The sequence below is a fragment of the Pseudomonas sp. TE3786 genome, from assembly GCF_054057335.1.
In genome coordinates this window covers 88,887-104,564 of the sequence record NZ_JBSRZF010000006.1, presented here as the reverse complement: position 1 = coordinate 104,564, position 15,678 = coordinate 88,887, and the positions used below count along the sequence as shown (strand labels likewise).

Here is a 15,678-nt window from a genome sequence, read left to right as displayed (position 1 = left end):
CCTCCCGCAAGGAATGGTGTCAGCCGGCCAACCCCAACACCTTCAACACAAACGCATACTCCAACGCCACATCCTTGATCCCCTGATACCGCCCACTCATGCCGCCATGGCCGGCGCTAAGGTCGGTTTTCAGTAGCAGCAGGTTGCTGTCGGTTTTGTGTGCTCGCAGCTTGGCCACCCATTTCGCCGCCTCCCAGTACTGCACGCGGCTGTCGTTGTAGCCGGCCACCGCCAGCAACGCGGGGTAGGCCTGGGCGCTGACGTTTTCATAGGGCGCGTAGCCTTTGATGCGCTCGAACACCTCCGGCTCATGGGGATCACCCCATTCGTCATATTCGGTGACGGTCAGCGGCAGGTCGGGGTTCTGCATGGTGTTGAGTACATCGACAAAGGGCACCTCGGCGATGGCTGCGGCGAACAGTTCCGGACGCTGGTTGAGCACCGCGCCAATCAACAAGCCACCGGCGCTGCCGCCACTGATGGCCAGCTGCTGACTGCTGGTGTAGCCCGCCGCGATCACATGTTCGGCGCAGGCGATAAAGTCGCTGAAGGTGTTGGTCTTGTGTTCCAGCTTGCCGCCGCGATACCAGGCTTCGCCCAGCTCGCCGCCGCCGCGCACATGCGCGATGGCAAAGACAAAACCGCGCTCCAGCAGGCTCAGGCGGCCATGGGAGAACCACGGGTCGAGGCTCGCCCCATAGGCACCGTAGCCGTACAGATAAAACGGTGCCGGTTTGCCCAGCACATCGCGGCGGGCCACCAGGCTGATGGGGATCTGCGTGCCATCGGCCGCTGTCGCCCACACGCGCTGGCTGATATAGGCATCGGCATCGAACGGGCCTTCCACCGGGGTTTCTTTCAGCACCGTCTGCTCGCCGCTGACCAAGTGCAGCTGGCGCACCTGGGCCGGGCGATTGAGCGCCTCGTAGCGCAGGCGAATCACCGCGCTGTCGAACTCCAGGCTGTCCTGCACATGCAGGCTGTAGGCGGCATCCGGCAGTTGCACCCGCGCCGGTGCCAGACCCAGGGCATGCACTTCGAGAATCGGCAGGCCGCCTTCGCGCAGGCTGAGGATCAAGGCACCGGCGTTCAGGGTGATGTCTTCCAGCATCACCGCCGGGTTATGGGCGATCAGCTCCTGCCAGTCGCTGCGGCTCGGCACGCCGCTACTAGTGGTGGCATGGTAGAGGGCGAAGTTGATGCCGGTCTGGTTGCTGCGGATCAGCCAGCCCCAGTTGCCGGCCTGGCTGCCGTGGACCAGGCGGCCGTGGTCGGCGAAGTACTCGTGGCCTTCCTCGCGCGGGGCCAGGCAGGTGAAGGTGCCTTGTGGGTTATCGGCGTCCAGCGCCCAGGTTTCGCAGGTGGTTTTGCTGTTGAGCAGGACAAACAACTGACGCTCTGAGCTTGAGCGGTAGCAGTTGAGGAAGAAGCGCCCGTCCGGCTCTTCGAACACCAGTTCGGCACCGTCGCCGCCCAGGGTGTGGCGGTAGAGTTTGTGTGGCCGATGGGTGTCGTCCAGCTCAGCGAAAAACAGGGTCTGGCTGTCGTTGGCCCAGGTCATGCTGCCGTCGCAGTCGTCGAAGGGCAGGGCACTGATGGCCTCGTTGCTCAGCTCTTTGACGAATAGCTGATAGATCTCCTCGCCGCTGGTATCCAGGCTGTAGGCCAGGCGCGCGTGGTCGGGGCTGATGCTGAAGGCGCCCAGGGAAAGAAAACCGCCATTGGCCAATTCATTCGGGTCGAGCAGCAGGTGCTCGCTGGCGGCGTCCACCGTATTGCTGCCATCGGCCGGGCGCGCGCAGCGGTAGTGGCGCGGGTATTCGTCACCGGCGGTGGTGCGGGTGTAGTACAGGTAGGGCCCCCAGGGCGAGGGCAGCGACAGGTCGGTCTCGCGGATCCGGCCTTTGATTTCCTCGAACAGTTGCTCGCGCAGCGTCGCTTGCGCAGCCAGCTGCAGCTCCAGATAGGCGTTTTCTGCCTTGAGGTGCTCCAGCACTTCCTCGCTGTCGCGGTTTTCCAGCCAGCGGTAAGGATCATCGCCGGGCTCGATACGGGCGATGGGGGCAACGGGGGCGATGGGCGCTTGCGGCATGCAGAAACTCCAGAGCGAAGGCGGCCGACGTCGAACGCGCCGGGCAGGAGAAAAGCCGCTATCATAAGCGCCCCTTCGCCAGCATCGCCACGAACCGCATGAACGAACACGATTACGTCCTCGTCTGGGGCCTGTATGCCATCGCCGCCCTGGGCTGTCTGCTGGTGAGCTTCCGTCTGACCGGCTGGATGTGGCGCTATCTGCGCGAGCCGTTGCGGTTGGTGGTGGCGGTGTTGCTGTTTACCCCGACCATCGTCGACCCGGGCAAAGATCTGTACGCCCCGGCCGTGGCCATCACCGCGCTCGACCTGCTGTTCAAGGTCGGTAGCAATATCTGGCGCGCGGTGTCCGACCTGGCCATGTACGGCATGATCGCTTTCGCCCTCTACCTGTTGTTTGTCCTGATTCGCTGGCCAATCGAGCGCGCCTGGAAAAAACGCCAAGCCGCCAAGGCCGCGCCGCCAGTGGAAGACGATGAGCCGACCCTGCGCGAGCTGATGGAACGCGATCCGCACAGCCAGCCCTATATCCACCCTCGCGCTGACAGCCCTATCGAGAGCCGCACCCAGCCCGCCACTGGCAACGGTCGCCGTCAGCGTATCGAACCGCGTCTTTAAGCTACTGCCGCAATCCAGATACCTGGAAGAGTGTTGAGCCATGTGTGAATTACTGGGCATGAGTGCCAATGTGCCGACCGATATCGTGTTCAGCTTTACCGGGCTGATGCAGCGCGGTGGCGGCACCGGTCCGCACCGCGATGGCTGGGGCATTGCCTTCTATGAGGGGCGTGGTCTGCGTCTGTTCCAGGACCCGCAGCCAAGCATCGACTCGGAAGTGGCCAAGCTGGTGCAGCGCTACCCGATCAAAAGCGAAACCGTGATTGGTCATATCCGTCAGGCCAATGTCGGTAAGGTCTGCCTGGCCAATACCCACCCCTTTGTCCGCGAACTCTGGGGCCGTAACTGGTGTTTCGCCCATAACGGCCAACTGGCGGATTTCGCCCCGGCACCGAGTTTCTACTGGCCGGTGGGCGATACCGACAGCGAGGCGGCGTTCTGCGACCTGCTCAACCAGATACGCACGGCGTTTCCGCAGCCGGTGTCGGTGGAAATGCTTCTGCCGACCCTGGTGCGCGCTTGCACGGACTACCGCAGCAAGGGCGTTTTCAACTGCCTGCTGAGCGACGGCGACTGGCTGTTTGCCTACTGCTCGACCAAGCTGGCGCAGATCACCCGCCGCTCGCCTTTTGGCCCGGCGCGCTTGAAGGATGTCGATGTGATCGTCGATTTTCAGGCCGAGACCACCCCCAACGATGTGGTCACTGTACTGGCCACCGAACCCTTGACCGAAAACGAAAGCTGGACCTTGTACCAACCCGGTGAATGGAGCCTGTGGCGCCGCGGCGAGTGCATCGCCAAGGGCCGTAGCTAAGCCGGGCCGTAGACCGATAAGGAGCAGGAGCGGGCATGTTCAGAAGTTATCTACGTTTGGTGATGTTTACCCTGGGCCTGCTGGCCGGGGTGCAGATTCCCGGTTTTATCACCGACTACAGCCAGCGCGTCGATGCGCACTGGAAAGAGTCCGAGCAGAGCCTCAGCGGCTTTCGCCAGACCGCCAACCAGTTCTTCAACGGTGACCTCGACAAACTGGTGGCCCATTACCGCGCCAGTACCGACCCGGTATTTGCCAGTGATGCGAACAGCCTGACTACCTTGCTGGTGCGCTCGCGCTTGCTCGAAAGCGAATGGCAGGCCATGACCGGCCCCTGGTACCAGCGCGCCTGGCATGTGGCCTTTGCCGCCAACCCGGAACTGTTCAAGGAAACCTACGAGGGCTACAGCTATCAGGTGCTGTTGGCACCGGAGGCGGTTGCCTGGGGGATTTGCTGCGCACTGCTGCTGGCGTTCCTGATCGAGTTGCTGGTGTTGGGGGCAGGCTGGACCTTGGGGTTCAACCGCACGCACCGGGTTACTCAGCACGAACAACGCCCTTGGCGGTAACGTTGGGCTTCGCTGCGCTCACCGCACGCGGATCGCCCCAACCTGCATTGCGAGCCGTAGATTGGGTTGAGGGCAGCGAAGCCCAACGAATTACCGCCAATAAAAAACGGGCCTTTTTCGAGGCCCGTTTTTTTTACGCGAGAAATCGGCTTATTTGGACAAAAACTTCATCCCATCTTCCAAGCCACGCAGGCTCAGTGGGTACATCTGGTCTTCCAGCAGGTCGCGAACGATATTGGTCGAGGCCGTGTAGTTCCAGGTGTCCTTGGGGTAGGGGTTGATCCAGATAAGCTTCTTGTATTTCTCACGGAAGCGCTGCATCCACACATAGCCCGGTTCTTCGTTCCAGTGCTCGACGCTGCCGCCGGCCTGGGTGATTTCATAGGGGGCCATGGCGGCGTCGCCAACGAACACCACTTTGTAGTCGGCGCCGTATTTGTGCAGCAGGTCCTGGGTGGAGAAGCGCTCGGAAGTGCGGCGCAGGTTGTTCTTCCACACCGACTCGTAGACGAAGTTGTGGAAGTAGAAATACTCCAGGTGCTTGAACTCGGTTTTACAGGCCGAGAACAGCTCTTCGCAGACCTTTACATGGGCGTCCATCGAACCGCCGATATCGAACAGAATCAGCAGCTTCACCGCATTGCGGCGCTCGGGGCGCATCTGGATATTCAACAGGCCGCCGTCGCGGGCGGTGAAGTCGATGGTGCCATCCAGATCCAGCTCGTCCTGGGCACCCTGGCGGGCGAACTTGCGCAGGCGGCGCAGGGCCACCTTGATATTGCGCGTGCCGAGTTCCACCTGGTCGTCGAGATTCTTGTACTCGCGCTGATCCCAGACCTTCACGGCCTTGCCCTGGCGCTTGCCGGCATCGCCGACGCGGATGCCTTCTGGATTGAAACCGCCGGAACCAAAGGGGCTGGTGCCGCCGGTGCCAATCCATTTGTTGCCGCCTTCGTGGCGTTCCTTCTGCTCTTCGAGGCGCTTTTTGAACTCCTCGATCAGCTTGTCCAGACCACCCAGCGACTCGATCTTGGCGCGCTCTTCATCGGTCAGCGAACGCTCGAATTCCTTGCGCAGCCACTCATCGGGGATCAATGCCTCGATATGCTGGTTGAGGTTTTCCAGACCTTTGAAATAAGCGCCAAAGGCCCGGTCGAACTTGTCGAAATGGCGCTCGTCCTTGACCAGAATCGCCCGCGACAAGTAGTAGAACTCGTCCATGTCGGCGAAGGTCACGTTGTGCTTCAACGCGTTGATCAGGTCCAGCAGCTCGCGCACCGAGACCGGCACCTTCGCCGCGCGCATTTCGTTGAATAGATTGAGCAGCATAGTTATGCCCTCGTGGGCGGTTTGCCCCTAAGTTGCAGTCGTGACTCGATGTAAGGGCTCGCGAGCTAGCGCCGGACAAGGCGAAACCGAGCTGAACAGCGCAGCGTACTGCCGTACGTGAGCATGTGAAGCGAGGTTTCAACGCCGTCCGGTCGACGCGCAGCAGCCCGAATGCCTAGCGAGAGGCGCGGCGGCTCATGAAAGCGAGACGCTCAAGGAGCTGCACATCCTGTTCGTTTTTAACCAAGGCACCAGCCAGCGGCGGAATGGCCTTGGTCGGATCACGCTCACGCAGCACCGCTTCGCCGATGTTGTCGGCCATCAGCAGCTTCAGCCAGTCGACCAGCTCGGAAGTGGAGGGTTTTTTCTTCAGGCCCGGCACCTTGCGCACGTCGAAGAACACATCGAGGGCTTCGGCCACCAGGTCTTTCTTGATATTGGGGTAGTGCACATCGACGATCTGCTGCAGCGTGGCGCGATCCGGGAAGGCGATGTAGTGGAAGAAGCAGCGGCGCAGGAAGGCGTCCGGCAGCTCTTTTTCGTTGTTCGAGGTAATGATGATGATCGGGCGTTTTTTCGCTTTGATCGTCTCGTTGGTCTCGTAAACGTAGAACTCCATCTTGTCGAGTTCTTGCAGCAGGTCGTTGGGGAACTCGATGTCGGCCTTGTCGATTTCGTCGATCAGCAGAATCACCCGCTCTTCGCTTTCGAAGGCTTCCCAGAGCTTGCCCTTCTTGATGTAGTTGCGCACGTCGTGGACTTTGTCGCTGTCCAGCTGCGAGTCGCGTAGGCGGCTTACCGCGTCGTACTCGTACAGACCCTGGTGGGCCTTGGTGGTGGATTTCACGTGCCAGGTGATTAGCTTGGCGCCGAAGGACGCGGCCAGTTGCTCGGCCAGCATGGTCTTGCCGGTGCCCGGCTCACCCTTGACCAGCAGCGGGCGTTCCAGGGTGATGGCAGCGTTGACTGCCAGTTTGAGATCGTCGGTGGCGACGTATGCCTGGGTGCCTTCGAACTTCATCGGAAAATCCTCAAACGGGTGGCGCGGTTCAATAAATGTAGGGCGCGACTATAACGCGCACCTGACGTGGCTGTGAACGCGGACGCACTATTCAGTCACTGAATGGGCGGTCACACGCGCACAAGTTGCCGGAAACCGCCCATTGGTTGGGGCTGGGCTTAGTCTTCTGTGGGTTTGCCGCGTTCATAGCGGGCGCTGAAAGCCTCGATAAAGCCATTGCGCAGAATCGCCAGAAAGGCCTGAAAGGCGCTGATGTTCTGTTGATGCACATTGCCGCTGAGTTCGACGCGGGTGGCGAATTGGTCCTTCTGCTGGTTTTTCAACACGGTTTCGCCGCCACCCACCAGTGCTTCCCAGATCGAACGAAACAGACCTTTGTCCTTTTCTTCAACATCCTGCTGCCAATTGAACACATCGACATCACGCAGCAGCGGCTTGATATAGCCGCTGATCTGGGCTTTTTTCGCGTCGGCTTCGATCACCAGATCGCCATGCCCGGCGTTGAAATCGAACTTGCCGTAGGCGCTGGCGAAGTCATTGACCTTGCGCAGTTCGATGTCTTTAGCGCGCAGGCGGAAATTGAAGTCTTCAAAGTTTTCATAGGGGTCGAAGACGATGGTGCATTCCAGCGGCGCATGGCCGAGCAGCAGTGCCTTGCCCTCGAAATGGGCGACCCGTTCGCCGTTGCCGTCGGCGACATTGGTGAGGTTATAGAGGCTGGCATTCACCTCGCTGGCCTGCATATTCACCTGCGGGGTGGAGGTGAAGTTATGGAAGCCCAGCTTGCCGTCGACCACCCGCACTTCGTTGAGGGTAATGGGCAGCAGCTTGTTCAGCTGTTCACGCCAGTCCACGCCCTTACCGCTTTGTGAGGCGGACTTGTCTTTGCCGCCATCGACGAAATTCAGGGTCGGCGCGATAAACAGCACCTGCGCCACCACGGCATGGTCGTACCACAGCGCATGCCAGCTGACGGCGATATCGATATGCGGCGCGTCCAGCAGCGGCACCGGCACCTTGCCGTCTTCCTTGCGGATAAACAGGCCATTGATCTGGTAAGCGCCGCGCCACCAGGCCAGGTCTACGTCGGTAATCTGGCCTTGGTACTCGCCCATATCGGCGAGTTTGTCGTTGAGGTAGTCGCGCACCAGATAGGGCAGGGTGATGTGTAGTACCAGGAGCAAAACAAGGAACCCGATCAGGGTCCAGAGCGGCCAGCTGTAGCGTCGTTTCATCGCAGCGTTACCTGGGCAAATCGCCTATTAAGTAGAAGCTAGACCGCTTGCGCGCCGTTACGGTTCGGATTTTTTCAGGCTGGACGCTGCCCCTCGGCGGGCATAGGCTGTTCGCCTTTGCGAATCACCAAGGAACAGAGGATATGAGCCGCATCTACGCAGACAACGCCCAGTCCATCGGCAATACGCCGCTGGTATTTATCAACCGCCTGGGCCCCAAGGGCGTGACCATCCTGGCCAAGATCGAAGGGCGTAACCCGGCCTATTCGGTGAAGTGCCGGATCGGTGCCAATATGGTCTGGGATGCCGAGGAGCGCGGAGTGCTCAAACCGGGCATGACCATAGTCGAGCCCACCTCTGGCAACACCGGTATCGGTCTGGCGTTTGTCGCCGCCGCCCGTGGCTACAAACTGCTGCTGACCATGCCGGCCTCCATGAGCCTGGAACGGCGCAAAGTGCTCAAGGCGCTGGGTGCCGAACTGGTGCTCACTGAACCGGCCAAAGGCATGAAAGGCGCGATTGAAAAGGCCGCGCAAATCGCCGCCTCGGACAGCAGCAAATACTTTCTGCCGCAGCAATTCGAAAACCCGGCCAACCCGGCGATCCACGAAAAGACCACCGGCCCGGAAATCTGGAACGACACCGAAGGCGCCATCGATGTGCTGGTGGCCGGCGTCGGCACCGGCGGCACCATCACCGGGATCTCGCGCTATATCAAGAACACCTGCGGCAAACCGATTATCTCGGTGGCCGTTGAGCCCAGCGGCTCGCCGGTGATCACCCAGGCCCTGGCCGGCGACGAGATCAAGCCGAGCCCGCACAAGATCCAGGGTATTGGTGCCGGTTTTGTGCCGAAAAACCTCGACTTGAGCATTGTCGACCGCGTCGAACTGGTGGACGACGAAGAGGCCAAAGCCATGGCCCTGCGTCTGATGCGCGAGGAAGGCATTTTGTGCGGCATCTCCTGCGGCGCCGCCATGGCGGCCGCCGTGCGCCTGGCCGAGCGTCCGGAAATGCAGAGCAAGACCATTGTGGTGATCCTCCCCGACTCTGGCGAGCGTTACCTCACCAGCATGCTGTTCAGCGATATGTTCAGTGAGCAGGAGTTGGTGCAGTAGCACTGGGTTGAATGATGGAAATTCATCCATGGTAGTGATGGAATTTCAGCCACTCAGTGGGTGAAATTACATCCTGATGTCACGCAATATTCGGCAAAATATGCTTGAGGCTCTGGATGAATCTCCCGCCGTCCTGATCAATGGCGCACGCCAGACAGGCAAGAGCACGCTAGTGCGAACGCTGAAGCAGGATTTTCGCTATTTCACGTTTGACGATCCGGCCGTGTTGGCGGCGGCGCAAACCGACCCCGCTGGTTTTATCGGTGCGCTTGAAGCGCCGGTGTGCCTGGACGAAGTGCAACGAGCGCCGGGCATTTTTCTGGCCATCAAGGCCGAGGTGGACAAGGATCGTACGCCTGGACGCTTTCTGCTGACGGGCTCGGCCAACGCGCTGCTCCTGCCGCAGATCGCCGATTCTCTGGCTGGGCGCATGGACGCTCTAACGCTTTGGCCACTTGCTCAGAGTGAAATTGCCGATCGGCCCCTCAGCATCATTGATCGCTTGTTCGATGGAGATTTCCCTGATCGATGTGCCTACCAACGGGATGACTTTATTGATCGGCTGTGCGCGACACGACGCCTGAGCAGTTCAAGCGAGGAATTGTGTTCTACACCGGGGAGCAAGTGGTTCGTTTCGACCACCAACTGACCGCTGTGCCGCTCTCGCTATTCGGGGCATGATCGGCTAAGCAGGGCGGGGCGGGCATCGCTGCACTCACGGATGGGCCGACGCTGCCTACACTGACTACGGCTTACCAAATGGCCGCTCAAGGTGTTGCCCATGCTGCAGTCCGTCTCGCCTAAAAACGATCTACCCGCTGAACCCACCGCGCCCGAAGCAGAGAAACCCAAGGTCGGCGGCATCTTCTCGCCGTTCAGCGTGCGTGCCTTTCGGATCATCTGGATCGCCAACCTGTTCGCCAACCTCGGTACCTGGGCTCAGTCGGTCGCCGCTGCCTGGGTGGTCACCGAAGCCCAGGCCAGTGCGCCGATGGTGGCGATGATTCAGGTGGCCTCGGCCTTGCCATTGGTGGTGCTGTCGATTGTTTCCGGGGTGCTGGCGGACAACCATGACCGGCGCAAGATCATGCTGATCGGCCTGACCTTCGAGCTGAGCGGCGCCACCTTTCTGACCGTGATTGCCTTTGCCGGGGTGCTCGACCCGCGGCTGCTGATTGTCTCGATCCTGTGGATCAGCCTGGGTGGCGCCATCACCATTCCGGCCTGGCAGGCGGCGGTGAATGAGCAGGTGCCGCCGGCCATGGTCGGCAATGCGGTGTTGCTTAACAGCGTTAACTACAACGTCGCCCGCGCGGTGGGACCCGCGCTGGGTGGCTTGTTGCTGAGCTTTACCGGCTCGGCCTGGGTGTTTCTGTTCAATTGCTTGTGCTACCTGGGGTTGATCGCGGCAATTTGGCAGTGGCGGCGTGAGGTGCCCGTGCGGCAGTTTCCGCCGGAACATATCGTTGAGGGGGTGAAAGCGGCGCTGCGCTTTACCCAGCACTCCAGCGTGACCCGCCTGGTGATGCTGCGCTCGTTCAGCTTCGGGGTCTCGGCCAGCTCGATCTGGGCTTTGCTGCCGATCCTCGCGCACCGCAATCCCGAGGGCGATGCCTCGGTGTACGGCTATATGCTCGGCGCCCTGGGCATCGGCGCGATAGTCGGCAGCACCCTGGTAAACCGCGCGCGGCAGTTTGTCGGCAGCAGCCGGTTGATCAGTTTTGCCGGCCTGCTGCTGGCGGTGATCGTGCTGTTGCTGGGCAGTGTCGACACGCTGTGGGTGCTCTACCCCGCGTTGCTGGTGGGCGGGGCCTGCTGGATTGCGGCGGTGGCGACCTATAACTCGGCGGTGCAGATTCTGGTGCCGGACTGGGTCAAGGCGCGGGCCTTGGCGCTGTATCAGACCGCGCTGTATGGCGGGCTGGCGCTGGGGTCGTTTCTGTGGGGGCATTTGGCGCAGACCATGGGCGTGCAAGGTGCCTTGTTGGCGGCGGGGGCGCTGATGTTTGTCTGTGCGCTTTTGCTGTACCAGTCGCGCCTGCCGGAACTGGATGCAACCAATATCGCCCATGCGCCGGCGACGTTGCCGGGGCAGCCGACCTTTGTCTTCAACCCGGAGCGCGGCTCGGTGCTGGTGACCATCGAATACCGCATCGCCAGCGAGCGCACCCGCGAGTTCGTCAAAGCGGTGCAGGGTTTGCGCCGCCTGCGCTTGCGCAATGGTGCCGAGCGCTGGGCGATGTACCGCGATGTCAGCGACCAGGAGCTGTGGCAGGAGGTGCTGGTGGTGGACAACTGGCTGCAGCACCTGCGCATGCTCGACCGCCTGACCCTGTTCGATAAAACCCTGATCGACAACGTAGTGCTGCTGCACAGCGGCGATGAACCGCCGCGGGTGCGCCATGGCGTGAGCTTCGAGTCCGGCAGTTATGACACCGACAGCCAGAGCGTCGGCCTATGACGCGGCGGCGACCTTCGCCGGCGCAGTCGGCTTGACCACCAGCCACAGCGCCAGGCCGATCAGCACGCCGCCATACAGATAGGCCCAGGACAGCGGCTCGCCGAGTAGCAATACCCCCCAGAGCACGCCAAAGGGCGGAACGGCGAAGGTCACAGTGGACGCTTTGATCGGGCCGACATCGGTGATCAGGCGAAAATACAGCACATAGGCAAACGCCGTGCACACCAGGCCCAGCCCGGCCAGCGACAGCCACACGGTTGTCCCACCCCAACTGGCGGGCGGCTGCTCCACCAGCGCGTAGCCGAACAGCGGCAGCAGAAACAGGGTGGCACCGAACATGCTGCCGCAGGCGGTCACTCGGTTATCCAGCGGCACGCCGCCCAACCATTTACGGGTAAGAAAACCGGCAAAGCCGTAGCAGGTAGTGGCGACCAGACAGGCAAGGGCCCCCCAGAGCAATTGCGCATCGAAGGCCACCGGCCCGGTGCGGGTCAGTAGCCCGACCCCAAACAGCCCCAACAGCACGCCCAGGGTTTTGCTCCGGGTGGGTGCTTCGGCGAAGAACAGCATGCCGATCAACACGCCCATCAGTGGCGTAGTGGCGTTGAAGATCGACGAGTAGCCGGCGGGCAGCACCATCGCCGCCAGGCAATACATGGTGGCCGGCAAACCGGAGTTGATTACGCCAAGGGCCAGGCAGTGGCGCAGCTTGCCGTGGAAATTCCACTGCACGCGCATCACCCAGAGAATCACGATCAGGCCGACAGCCGCCAAGGCCACACGGAAAAATGCACTGGGCAGTGGGCCCAACACCGGCACGATCACGCGCATAAACAGAAAGCTGGCACCCCAGATGGCAGCCAGGCTCAGCAGGCGAACGTAATCGGCAAGTCTCACAGCAATCTCCAGCCGTTAATAAAGAGGCGAAAGTGTTGCTGCTGAGGCGTGGATTGGCAATCTGCATATTGCTGTGAAAATTCGCCGCTGCTCGGGCGCAGGAGCATGCCGACGCGCAGCAGTGGAACTCAGCAGAACGAGGGTGGGAGGCATTTTTCAACGGCGTAGGGGATGCCCCATTTCAGTCGGAGAAGGCGTCTTCCGGGCTATCGGACGGCAGCATCAACATCAGTTGATGCATGTCCACCATCAGGTAGCGACCAATCCGTCGAGACGGCAGCACGCCTTGATCCATCAGGCTTTCAATGTGTTTTTGCCGATTCAGCAAGCCCGCTGCATGGCAAAAACCAGCGGCTGTTAAGTAGCGGGGGCATTGGCCAAACCAGGCTGGGGTGAGTTCTATTCGTTTCATTGGGCTTCCTGCACCATCGCGTGCCTGTCAGGGCTAGTGACAGGTGGATCTCCCTAATTTCTTTAACCGTAGGTTGCTTACTAATGGTTAGTAGATCAACTAAAATCTCCTAACTGGTAGTAAAAATCGGAAATACGGTTACCGCACCCAAAAGGATGTGCAGATGAACAATCAACGTTTTCTCTTTACTGCCGGCCAGCGTTTGCGTGGTTTGCGCGAGCTAATGGGCCTCAAGCGCCCGGCGTTCGCACAACTCACCGGAATCGATGCCAAGCGCCTGGAAAATATCGAAAGCGGTCAGCAGCGCATGCATGACATCGATTTCGAAAAGGTCTGCAGCCTGTACCCGGGATTTGCTCGCTGGATTACTTACGGTGGTCCGGTGGATGGCGATCTGATGAACCTGAAAGTCGCCGATTCGGCGCAAATGAACGCGGTCTATCTGGTGCATTGCAACCCGCTGCTGCTGGAGCACATCGGTTTGTCGCTACCGGACTGGACGCAGCGTCATCAGCGCCAGCTGGAACTACTGGCGGAAACCCAGTCCCTGCATCAACGGCAGCTGGCATTTGATAGCGAGCAGGATTTTATCGAAGGAGAGGCGCACCAGATCGAGAACGATGGCGACGAGCAGGCCTGAGGCTCAGGGCTGAATAGTGGTCGCCAGCTGACATAAATAGGCCACCACGTCTGGCGCACCCGCCAGACGCAGCCCTTCACCGAGGGCGGTGGCCTCTGGCGAGTGTTTGGGCAGCAAGAGAAACTCCGGAGCGCCCGGAGTGCGCAACATGGCCAGGCGCGCATAGGGCAGACCCTTGTCCAGCAGCAGGCCCATAAACTGTGGATCGCTCCAGGCCTGCACAGGCATGGCCAGCATGTGGTAGCTGTCTTGCAGCGCATGCAAGCCGGCAATATTCAAACGGTAGCGGGTCAGTTCGGCAGGTAGGCTGACATCCAGGCCGCGCAGACGCGCATACGCGATGGCACTGGCAAAGGCTTCATGGTGATGTTCACCGGCCCAGTACACCCGATTTCCGACCCAGTCGGCCTGGCGCAGCACGATGGGCTCGCCGGCGAGAAAGCGCGGCAGCGCGGTGCTGATGACTTTGACGAAATCCTTGTAACTGATGATGCGGATGCTGCGGCAGGCTTCGCTGCTGGCGTATTCCTCGAAACTGGCAAAGGGCCTGGCGCGCAGATCGCTGCCGCAGAGGCCGTCGATCATGCGCAGGTCGAAGGAGCTCAGCTGCTGGGTGTCATGCTCCACCACTTTGATCAGCACCGAATGGGCTTCGGCCTTGTCTTCCTGCACCGGGCCGGAGAGGGCATTGCGCGGCAGGTCCACCAAGCGTTGCAACGGCGCGCCGTTCTGCCACCAGATCTGCTCGCTGGGCTGCGGCAATACCTGGAACGGCAGGCGCAGGCTGCTGGCGCGTTGCAGGATCAACCGGGGCCCACGGCTGCTCAAGCCCAGACGCTGGGCCAGGGCTGAGATACGTTCGGTAAGGGTGTGAGAGTGGTCGCTCGAACTCATGGCCAAATGCTACATCCCGGGTCATCCCAGCCAGTGTGGCAGACGATCTGCAATGTTGCCGTCGCAATTGTCAAACAGCGGACCCTGGTCCATCGGGAGCCGGGTGCCTGCAGCCCTGCGGCCGTCTGTGGCAGTATTGCCGGAATCATTTGCGAGGTAGCCTCCATGCCTAGCCTGGAGTTGGATATTGCCCTATCTGCCGAACGTTTGCGCGCGGTCTATCAAGGGCAGGCCAACCGAATCCTGTTACGCAGTCGCGATGGTCGGCGGGTCAGTTTGCCGGCCCACCACCTGCGGCCTTTTCTGACCCACGAGGGCGTCTACGGTTCCTTCGAGCTGGAGTTTAACAGCGCTGGCGAACTTCTGGCCCTGCGCCGCCTCGGATCACGCTAAGCGCCTCGCCGTCAGGGGGCAGGCGCGGCTATAATCGCCGACCTCTTTTTCTTGAGCAAAGCCTGCCCATGTATACCCTGGCCCGCGAGCTGCTTTTCAAACTCTCCGCAGAAACCTCCCACGAGCTGTCGATCGACCTGATCGGCGCTGGCGGCCGTCTGGGTGTGAATGGCTTGCTGTGCAAGCAGCCGGCGGCATTGCCGGTACGGGTGATGGGCCTGGATTTCGCCAACCCGGTGGGGCTGGCTGCCGGCCTGGACAAGAATGGTGATGCCATCGACGGCTTTGCCCAGTTGGGATTCGGCTTTGTCGAAATCGGCACCGTCACCCCGCGCCCGCAGCCAGGCAACCCCAAGCCGCGGCTGTTCCGCTTGCCGCAGGCCGAGGCGATCATCAACCGCATGGGTTTCAACAACCACGGTGTCGATCATCTGCTGGCGCGGGTGCAGGCCGCTAAATACAAGGGCGTGCTGGGCATCAATATCGGCAAGAACTTCGACACCCCGGTAGAGCGCGCCGTCGATGACTACCTGCTGTGCCTGGACAAGGTCTATAGCCACGCCAGCTATGTCACGGTAAACGTCAGCTCGCCCAATACCCCGGGCCTGCGCAGTCTGCAGTTCGGTGATTCGCTCAAACAGTTGCTCGAAGCCCTGCGCCAGCGCCAGGAAGATCTGGCCCAGCAGCATGGCAAGCGTGTTCCCCTGGCGATCAAGATCGCCCCGGACATGAGCGATGAAGAAATCGCTGAAGTGGCCAAGGCGCTGGTGGAGGCGGGTATAGATGGGGTGATCGCCACCAATACCACCCTTGGCCGTGACGGCGTGCAAGGGCTGGTGCATGGCGACGAGGCGGGCGGGCTGTCTGGCGCACCGGTGCGCGACAAGAGCACTCACACCGTACGCCTGCTGGCGGCGGAGCTGGGCGGGCGCCTGCCGATCATTGCCGCTGGCGGCATCACCGAAGGCAAGCACGCGGCTGAGAAAATCGCCGCTGGTGCCAGTCTGGTGCAGATCTATTCCGGCTTTATCTACAAGGGCCCGGCGCTGATCCGCGAGGCGGTGGATGCCATTGCTGCGATGCCCAAGGCCTGAGCAGAAAAAACACAGGCAATAAAAAGGCCTCCTTAAAGGAGGCCCTGGGCTCTCGCCCGCCGTCCGGATGGGACGTGCATGGTGAAGCGGTG

General features: G+C 61.1%; 15 protein-coding genes. 9 read left to right on the top strand and 6 right to left on the bottom strand.

Going from position 1 to position 15,678, the window contains the following annotated elements; all coding sequences use genetic code 11:
- Positions 1-19: 19 nt before the first annotated feature.
- Entirely contained in the window at positions 20-2,092 is a 2,073-nt protein-coding gene (locus ACVW0Y_RS09245; RefSeq protein WP_457437714.1) for a S9 family peptidase, read from the bottom strand.
- A gap of 98 nt (positions 2,093-2,190) precedes the next feature.
- Here ACVW0Y_RS09245 and ACVW0Y_RS09240 point away from each other — a divergent pair, with 98 nt between their 5' ends.
- From ACVW0Y_RS09240 to ACVW0Y_RS09230, 3 genes are read left to right on the top strand one after another with little or no spacing between them, the layout of a single operon-like run.
- Positions 2,191-2,709 (top strand): MFS transporter, encoded by a 519-nt coding sequence (locus ACVW0Y_RS09240; protein WP_457437713.1) that lies wholly within the window; start codon positions 2,191-2,193, stop codon positions 2,707-2,709.
- Positions 2,710-2,749: 40 nt separating this feature from the next.
- Positions 2,750-3,523 (top strand): class II glutamine amidotransferase, encoded by a 774-nt coding sequence (locus tag ACVW0Y_RS09235; protein ID WP_457437711.1) that lies wholly within the window; start codon positions 2,750-2,752, stop codon positions 3,521-3,523.
- 35 nt (positions 3,524-3,558) lie between these two features.
- Positions 3,559-4,092, top strand: coding sequence for a DUF2937 family protein (locus ACVW0Y_RS09230; protein ID WP_457437710.1), 534 nt, complete (start codon positions 3,559-3,561; stop codon positions 4,090-4,092).
- 150 nt (positions 4,093-4,242) lie between these two features.
- On the opposite strand, the gene ACVW0Y_RS09225 is transcribed toward ACVW0Y_RS09230, so the two are convergent.
- The 3 genes from ACVW0Y_RS09225 to ACVW0Y_RS09215 all read right to left on the bottom strand — a co-directional run bounded on the left by ACVW0Y_RS09225 (position 4,243) and on the right by ACVW0Y_RS09215 (position 7,677).
- On the bottom strand, positions 4,243-5,421 hold the full coding sequence (locus tag ACVW0Y_RS09225) for a vWA domain-containing protein (RefSeq protein WP_108099880.1): 1,179 nt from the start codon (positions 5,419-5,421) through the stop codon (positions 4,243-4,245).
- Positions 5,422-5,596: 175 nt separating this feature from the next.
- Complete coding sequence (locus tag ACVW0Y_RS09220) at positions 5,597-6,442, bottom strand: AAA family ATPase (RefSeq protein ID WP_457437709.1); 846 nt, start codon at positions 6,440-6,442, stop codon at positions 5,597-5,599.
- Between the two features lie 158 nt (positions 6,443-6,600).
- Positions 6,601-7,677, bottom strand: a complete 1,077-nt coding sequence (locus ACVW0Y_RS09215) for a DUF748 domain-containing protein (protein ID WP_457437707.1) — start codon at positions 7,675-7,677, stop codon at positions 6,601-6,603.
- Between the two features lie 143 nt (positions 7,678-7,820).
- Here ACVW0Y_RS09215 and cysK point away from each other — a divergent pair, with 143 nt between their 5' ends.
- The 3 genes from cysK to ACVW0Y_RS09200 all read left to right on the top strand — a co-directional run bounded on the left by cysK (position 7,821) and on the right by ACVW0Y_RS09200 (position 11,256).
- Positions 7,821-8,795: a cysteine synthase A gene (gene cysK, locus ACVW0Y_RS09210; RefSeq protein ID WP_457437706.1), complete on the top strand. Its 975-nt coding sequence runs from the start codon at positions 7,821-7,823 to the stop codon at positions 8,793-8,795.
- 76 nt (positions 8,796-8,871) lie between these two features.
- Positions 8,872-9,444 (top strand): ATP-binding protein, encoded by a 573-nt coding sequence (locus tag ACVW0Y_RS09205; protein ID WP_457437704.1) that lies wholly within the window; start codon positions 8,872-8,874, stop codon positions 9,442-9,444.
- 132 nt (positions 9,445-9,576) lie between these two features.
- Positions 9,577-11,256 (top strand): MFS transporter, encoded by a 1,680-nt coding sequence (locus ACVW0Y_RS09200; protein ID WP_457437703.1) that lies wholly within the window; start codon positions 9,577-9,579, stop codon positions 11,254-11,256.
- Here the strand turns inward: ACVW0Y_RS09200 and ACVW0Y_RS09195 are convergent.
- The gene (locus tag ACVW0Y_RS09195; RefSeq protein WP_457437702.1) at positions 11,251-12,153 is read right to left on the bottom strand and encodes a DMT family transporter; all 903 of its coding nucleotides are present in this window, start codon (positions 12,151-12,153) and stop codon (positions 11,251-11,253) included. The two genes, ACVW0Y_RS09200 and ACVW0Y_RS09195, sit on opposite strands and share 6 nt — an antisense overlap.
- Before the next feature lie 575 nt (positions 12,154-12,728).
- On the opposite strand from ACVW0Y_RS09195, the gene ACVW0Y_RS09190 reads away from it, so the two are divergent.
- Positions 12,729-13,205 (top strand): helix-turn-helix domain-containing protein, encoded by a 477-nt coding sequence (locus tag ACVW0Y_RS09190; RefSeq protein ID WP_457437700.1) that lies wholly within the window; start codon positions 12,729-12,731, stop codon positions 13,203-13,205.
- Between the two features lie 3 nt (positions 13,206-13,208).
- On the opposite strand, the gene ACVW0Y_RS09185 is transcribed toward ACVW0Y_RS09190, so the two are convergent.
- A complete protein-coding gene (locus ACVW0Y_RS09185) occupies positions 13,209-14,099 on the bottom strand; it encodes a DUF6685 family protein (RefSeq protein ID WP_457437698.1) in 891 nt (296 codons plus the stop codon).
- Between the two features lie 165 nt (positions 14,100-14,264).
- Between ACVW0Y_RS09185 and ACVW0Y_RS09180 the strand changes: the two genes are divergently transcribed.
- Together ACVW0Y_RS09180 and ACVW0Y_RS09175 are read left to right on the top strand one after the other, a co-directional pair.
- Positions 14,265-14,492, top strand: a complete 228-nt coding sequence (locus tag ACVW0Y_RS09180) for a DUF2835 domain-containing protein (RefSeq protein ID WP_457437697.1) — start codon at positions 14,265-14,267, stop codon at positions 14,490-14,492.
- Positions 14,493-14,560: 68 nt separating this feature from the next.
- Entirely contained in the window at positions 14,561-15,586 is a 1,026-nt protein-coding gene (locus ACVW0Y_RS09175; RefSeq protein WP_457437696.1) for a quinone-dependent dihydroorotate dehydrogenase, read from the top strand.
- The last annotated feature ends 92 nt before the right edge of the window (positions 15,587-15,678 follow it).

What these genes read in the sequence shown, in the direction of transcription:
- ACVW0Y_RS09245 (WP_457437714.1), bottom strand. Translation starts at nt 2,092, where the DNA reads ATGCCGCAAGCGCCCATCGCCCCCGTTGCCCCCATCGCCCGTATCGAG.
- ACVW0Y_RS09240 (WP_457437713.1), top strand. Translation starts at nt 2,191, where the DNA reads ATGAACGAACACGATTACGTCCTCGTCTGGGGCCTGTATGCCATCGCC.
- ACVW0Y_RS09235 (WP_457437711.1), top strand. Translation starts at nt 2,750, where the DNA reads ATGTGTGAATTACTGGGCATGAGTGCCAATGTGCCGACCGATATCGTG.
- ACVW0Y_RS09230 (WP_457437710.1), top strand. Translation starts at nt 3,559, where the DNA reads ATGTTCAGAAGTTATCTACGTTTGGTGATGTTTACCCTGGGCCTGCTG.
- ACVW0Y_RS09225 (WP_108099880.1), bottom strand. Translation starts at nt 5,421, where the DNA reads ATGCTGCTCAATCTATTCAACGAAATGCGCGCGGCGAAGGTGCCGGTC.
- ACVW0Y_RS09220 (WP_457437709.1), bottom strand. Translation starts at nt 6,442, where the DNA reads ATGAAGTTCGAAGGCACCCAGGCATACGTCGCCACCGACGATCTCAAA.
- ACVW0Y_RS09215 (WP_457437707.1), bottom strand. Translation starts at nt 7,677, where the DNA reads ATGAAACGACGCTACAGCTGGCCGCTCTGGACCCTGATCGGGTTCCTT.
- cysK (WP_457437706.1), top strand. Translation starts at nt 7,821, where the DNA reads ATGAGCCGCATCTACGCAGACAACGCCCAGTCCATCGGCAATACGCCG.
- ACVW0Y_RS09205 (WP_457437704.1), top strand. Translation starts at nt 8,872, where the DNA reads ATGTCACGCAATATTCGGCAAAATATGCTTGAGGCTCTGGATGAATCT.
- ACVW0Y_RS09200 (WP_457437703.1), top strand. Translation starts at nt 9,577, where the DNA reads ATGCTGCAGTCCGTCTCGCCTAAAAACGATCTACCCGCTGAACCCACC.
- ACVW0Y_RS09190 (WP_457437700.1), top strand. Translation starts at nt 12,729, where the DNA reads ATGAACAATCAACGTTTTCTCTTTACTGCCGGCCAGCGTTTGCGTGGT.
- ACVW0Y_RS09185 (WP_457437698.1), bottom strand. Translation starts at nt 14,099, where the DNA reads ATGAGTTCGAGCGACCACTCTCACACCCTTACCGAACGTATCTCAGCC.
- ACVW0Y_RS09180 (WP_457437697.1), top strand. Translation starts at nt 14,265, where the DNA reads ATGCCTAGCCTGGAGTTGGATATTGCCCTATCTGCCGAACGTTTGCGC.
- ACVW0Y_RS09175 (WP_457437696.1), top strand. Translation starts at nt 14,561, where the DNA reads ATGTATACCCTGGCCCGCGAGCTGCTTTTCAAACTCTCCGCAGAAACC.